The organism is Kribbella sp., assembly GCF_035655035.1.
Taxonomy (GTDB): domain Bacteria; phylum Actinomycetota; class Actinomycetes; order Propionibacteriales; family Kribbellaceae; genus Kribbella.
In genome coordinates this window covers 1-4,643 of the sequence record NZ_DASRVN010000472.1, presented here as the reverse complement: position 1 = coordinate 4,643, position 4,643 = coordinate 1, and the positions used below count along the sequence as shown (strand labels likewise).

Sequence of the window (4,643 nt, the reverse complement as noted above, 5' to 3'; positions counted from 1 at the left end):
TTGGCGCGCTGCTCGGGCTGGGGGCGTGATGACGACGTTGACCGTGACCCGGATCGGGCACGCCTGCCAGCTGATCGAGATCGGCGACCGCCGGATCCTCACGGATCCGTGGTTCACGCAGACCGCGACGTACTACCAGGGTGAGCGAGTCGCGTCGACCGTCGCGGACCTCGGCCGGATCGACGCGGTCGTGGTCAGCCACGAGCACTACGACCACTGCGATCTCGACGCGCTCGTCGACGGTGGCTTCGACCTCGACGTACCGCTGGTCGGGCCGGGGACGGTTGCCGCGATCGCGTCGGGCAAGGGCTTCCGGGACGTTCGTACGATCGAGGCGTGGGAGGCGACCGAGGTCGGTGACGTGCGGGTGACCGCGGCGCCCGGGAAACACGGCGTCCACGAGATCACGTTCGTGATCCAGAGCGGCGGGCGGACGGTGTACTTCGGCGGCGACTCGCTGCGGGTGCCCGAGCTCGACACGATCCCGGAGCGGTTCGGCCCGATCGACCTCGCGATCCTGCCGACGAACGGGCTGTGCATCCGGCCGATGAACCTGCGGCAGGTCGTGATGGATGCCGAGGAGGCGGCGCAGCTGACCGCCGTACTGAATCCGACGGTGGCGGTCGCGCAGCACTACGCGTTCCACAGCGGTCGGCTCGGCGACCAGATGATCACCAAGGGGGACCAGGATCCCCGGCACTACGCCGACGCGGTCGCCCGGCTCGCGCCGCAGGTCGACGTACGACTGGTGCTGCCCGGTGTACCGGTGAGCGTCCGATGAGCCGCAACTTCCTGCCCGACGTCGCCGACGACCTGCCGGCGGGGGAGCGCCCGATGGTCGCGATCGTCCGCTCGATCCCCGGCCACGAGGACCGGCTCGCCGCCGCGATCACCGTTCTCACCGCGGCCGTCCGCGCGGAGCCCGGCTGCCGCGAGTTCCGCTCCTTCCGCGGCATCGAGGACCCCGGAACCTTCTACCTGTACGAGGTCTACGCCGACATCGATGCCTTCCGCAACCATCTCACCACCGGCCACGTGGCCCACTTCTTCACCGAACTCGCCGAACACAGCACCTCCGACGCGACCGCCCTCGTCCAGGTCGTCGAACTGGCCGCCGGATCAGGTGCTGCTCTCCAGTAGGGACAGGGAGGCGGCCGCGGCACTGGTGGTGTCGCCGGCTTCGATGGCGGCGGCCAGGGCCTCGTGCCAGGTGTCCTCGCCGGAGGCGAAGACCTGGAGGCACTGGTCGTCGCGGACGCTTTCGGTGAGGGCGCGGGCGAAGCTGGTGTAGAGCTCGATCAGGACCGGGTTGTGGGAGGCCCGGGCCACGCAGAGGTGAAACCCCACGTCGTTGGTGACGAAGGCCGTCTCGTCGCCTGCCTCGCCGGCTGTGGCGCGGGCGGCGAGCGCCTGCTGGAGGGCGCGGACGTCGGCAGGGGTACGACGGGACGCCGCGAGGCCGGCGGCGACGATGTCGAGGCCGCGGCGGACCTCGACCACGTCGCTGTGCTCGGCCGCGCCGAGGCGGCGCCGGATCGCGACGTCGGTGGCGTCCCGGGCGGTGACGTAGGTGCCGTCGCCCTGCCGGGTGGCGAGCAGGCCGGCGTGCACCAGGCCGCGCACCGCCTCGCGGACCGAGGCCCGGCTGACGCCGAGCTGACCGACCAGCTCGGTTTCCGACGGGATGCGCTCGCCGACCGCCCAGCGGCCCGCGGTGATCTCCTCGCGGAGCTGGCTTCCGACGGACTCGACCAGAGAGACCCGCTCGACCTTTTTCATCGCAGCCTCTTCCTCAAACATCAGATGACTGGTAATCCTATCATCAAGCAACCCCGAGATCCCGGCTCGGCTCCGACGAACATTCCTCCTGAGGAGGTCGGTCCGATGCACTCGACTGAATCACCGAACCAGCTCGCCTCCGAGCCGGCCACGCCTGCCCTACCGGCCACGCCTGCCACACCGGCCACTCCGGCTGCGGACGCCGTGTCCGTGGTCGGCCGCGTCCTGGACGCGATCCCGTTCAACCGCGCGCACCGCCTGATCCTGCTGATGGTGCTGCTCGGCGCGTTCTTCGACGTGATGGAGGAGAACTCGCTCGGCGCCGTCGGCCCGGCGCTGAAGTCGGTCTGGAACATCTCCACGCCGGAGCTCGCCTTCCTGCAGACCGTGACGATCGGCGCGATGATTATCGGCAAGGTGGTCACCGGCGCACTCGGCGACCACAAGGGCCGCCGGTTTGCGCTCGCGTTCAACCTCGGCGTCTACTGCGTCGGCGCGCTGATCTGCGCGCTCGCCCCGGGGTACGCCGTGCTCGCGATCGGCCGGTTCGTCGTCGGCGTCGGCCTCGGCGGTGAGATCGCCGCCGGGATGACGATGCTCAGCGAGCTGGTGTCGACGAAGTACCGCGGCGCGGTGGTTGCCTCGCTGAACGTCGGCGCCGGCGGTTTCGGCAACGTGGTCTCGTTCGGCTTCGCGGCCGTCGTACTGGGTCCGCTCGGCAACTTCTTCGGCGGCCCGCACAACAGCTGGCGGTGGATGTTCGGCCTGCTGGTGCTGCCCGCGCTGCTGGTGCTGGTGTACCGGCGGTTCCTCCCGGAGACCCCGCGGTACCTCGCGTCCCGCGGCCGGCTCGACGAGGCGAACGGCGTCCTCACCCGGCTGGCGAACGGCCGGCTCAAGGACCGGAACGGACCGGTCACGCCGTACATCCAGCACACGGGTACCGCCCAGGTGGTCGAGAAGGTGCGGCTGTCCGAGGTGTTCCACGGCGTCCTGCTGCGGCGTACGGCGGCCCTCGCGGTGATCTCGTGGATGACCTTCGGCGCGCAGGTGACCGTACTGGTCCTGATGCCGACGATCCTCGTCGAGCAGGGCTACACGATCACCAAGAGCCTCGCGTTCACGATGGTGATGAACCTGGGCAGCCTGTTCGGCGCCGCCGCGGCGACCTGGGCGGCGCTCCGGCTGCCGCGCCGCGTGGTGATCACCGGCGGTGCCGCCGCGGCCTGCCTGGCCGCTCTCGCCTTCGGGTTCCTGGCCAAGTCGCCGGCGCTGGTCCTGATCCTCGGCGCGCTCTTCCAGTTCTTCGTGCTGCTGCTGAACAGCACGATCTTCGCGTGGGCCCCGGAGCTGTACCCGACCCGGGTCCGCGCGTTCGGCACCGCGATGGTGGCGGTCCAGGGCAATGTCGCCGGGGCGTTCGTCCCGATCGGCGCCGGGCTGCTGCTCGACCACGCCGGGGTGGTCGCGGTGTTCGTGCTGATCGCCGTCATGTACTGCGTGATGGCGATCGTGAGCCGGTTCGCCCCGGAGACCCACGGCCGCTCGCTCGAGGACATCAACGTCGCCACAACCTCCGAAGGAGTCTGAACGATGACCCGTCTGCACGTCAGCGCCACCTCGCACTGGCCGAACTACCTTCCCGAGTACGTCGCCCGTGAACTCGGGTACTACGAGGCCGAGGGCCTGGAGTTCTCCCGGTCCGCGCCCGACGACTGGACGCAGGTCCTCACCGACCTGGAGACCGGTACGGCGGACGTCGTCCTCGGCGGCCTGTGGGTACCGGCGATGTACCACGGCCGGGGCCGCGAGTACCGCGCCTTCGCGCAGCTGAACGCCCGCAACCCCAAGGCGCTGGTGACCCGCGAGCCGACCACCGACTTCGGCTGGAAGGACCTCGAGGGCAAGATCGTGCTCGCGCCGGGCGCCGGCGGTACCGCGCCGTTCGTGCACACCGCCGGGCTGATGCGCAAGGCCGGTGTCGACATGTCGAAGGTGCGCTGGGTCCGCGACCTGTCCGGGTCGATGCTCACCGAACTGTTCCTCGGCGGCATGGGTGACGCGCTCGTCACGGACCTGGTGAATGCCTCCTTCCTGGAGCACCGCAAGGAGGCGTTCGTTGCCGTCCGTCACGATCGGGCCGGCGGACTGATGCCGAACAGCGTGTACTACACGACCGACGACGTCCTCGCCCGCGACGACCAGCTGGTGCAGCGGTTCTACCGCGCCCTGCAGAACGCGTACGACTGGCTGAAGGCGCACGAGGCGGCCGAGCTGACCGATTTGCTCGCCCGCGAGTGGCCGTCGCTGGACACCGGCGTCCTGGTGCCGATCGTCGACGATCTGCGGGCGAGCGGGATCTGGGACGACCTGCGGATCAGCGAGGACGGGTACGCCGAGTGGATGCGGATCCTCGTCGAGGACGGTCTGCTCGACGAGGCGCCGGCCTACGACGATCTGGTCGCGGTGGTGTCATGAGCGTCGGCCGGCCGATCCTCGCGCTCAGCCGGGAGGAGATCGCCAAGACGCTGGAGATGCCGGCCGTCATCGACGCGGTGGAGCAGGCACACGCCGCGCTGTCCACCGGCGGTGCGGTGCAGGCGGAGCGGTCGACGGTCGAGGTTCCCGGCTGTACGACGTTGCTGGTGCCGATGACCGCGGCGATCGCGGCGCGGTCCGCGGGGATCAAGCTGCTCACCGATACGCCGGCCAATCTGGAGCGTGGCCTGCCGGTGCAGCAGTCGACGATCCTGCTGGTGGATCCGGAGACCGGGACGTGCGAGGCGATCCTGGACGGGCCGGCGCTCACCTTGTTCCGGACGGCGGCGGCGTCGGCGGTGGCCACCAAGCATCTGGCGCGGTCC

General features: G+C 70.2%; 5 protein-coding genes and 1 pseudogene. 5 read left to right on the top strand and 1 reads right to left on the bottom strand.

Annotated features, from left to right (window positions below; genetic code table 11):
- Both VFF46_RS25865 and VFF46_RS25860 read left to right on the top strand, forming a co-directional pair.
- On the top strand, positions 1 to 781 hold a 781-nt coding region (locus VFF46_RS25865), incomplete at its 5' end, for an MBL fold metallo-hydrolase (RefSeq protein WP_325039809.1).
- Positions 778 to 1,140 carry a putative quinol monooxygenase gene (locus VFF46_RS25860; protein WP_325039808.1) on the top strand — a complete coding sequence of 121 codons (363 nt, stop codon included), beginning with the start codon at positions 778 to 780 and terminating at the stop codon, positions 1,138 to 1,140. The genes VFF46_RS25865 and VFF46_RS25860, both read left to right, overlap by 4 nt.
- Here the strand turns inward: VFF46_RS25860 and VFF46_RS25855 are convergent.
- Positions 1,120 to 1,779 (bottom strand): FadR/GntR family transcriptional regulator, encoded by a 660-nt coding sequence (locus VFF46_RS25855; protein ID WP_325039807.1) that lies wholly within the window; start codon positions 1,777 to 1,779, stop codon positions 1,120 to 1,122. The genes VFF46_RS25860 and VFF46_RS25855 overlap by 21 nt on opposite strands.
- 105 nt (positions 1,780 to 1,884) lie before the next feature.
- On the opposite strand from VFF46_RS25855, the gene VFF46_RS25850 reads away from it, so the two are divergent.
- The 3 genes and pseudogenes from VFF46_RS25850 to VFF46_RS25840 all read left to right on the top strand — a co-directional run.
- Positions 1,885 to 3,369 carry an MFS transporter gene (locus tag VFF46_RS25850; RefSeq protein WP_325039806.1) on the top strand — a complete coding sequence of 495 codons (1,485 nt, stop codon included), beginning with the start codon at positions 1,885 to 1,887 and terminating at the stop codon, positions 3,367 to 3,369.
- Between the two features lie 3 nt (positions 3,370 to 3,372).
- Positions 3,373 to 4,257 (top strand): ABC transporter substrate-binding protein, encoded by an 885-nt coding sequence (locus tag VFF46_RS25845; RefSeq protein ID WP_325039805.1) that lies wholly within the window; start codon positions 3,373 to 3,375, stop codon positions 4,255 to 4,257.
- Positions 4,254 to 4,643 (top strand): annotated as a pseudogene (locus VFF46_RS25840) (hypothetical protein); the annotation flags it as partial. The gene VFF46_RS25845 and the pseudogene VFF46_RS25840, both read left to right, overlap by 4 nt.

Bases quoted from the DNA above. Each gene is read 5' to 3' on its own strand.
- VFF46_RS25855 (WP_325039807.1), bottom strand. From the start codon at position 1,779: ATGAAAAAGGTCGAGCGGGTCTCTCTGGTCGAGTCCGTCGGAAGCCAG.
- VFF46_RS25860 (WP_325039808.1), top strand. From the start codon at position 778: ATGAGCCGCAACTTCCTGCCCGACGTCGCCGACGACCTGCCGGCGGGG.
- VFF46_RS25850 (WP_325039806.1), top strand. From the start codon at position 1,885: ATGCACTCGACTGAATCACCGAACCAGCTCGCCTCCGAGCCGGCCACG.
- VFF46_RS25845 (WP_325039805.1), top strand. From the start codon at position 3,373: ATGACCCGTCTGCACGTCAGCGCCACCTCGCACTGGCCGAACTACCTT.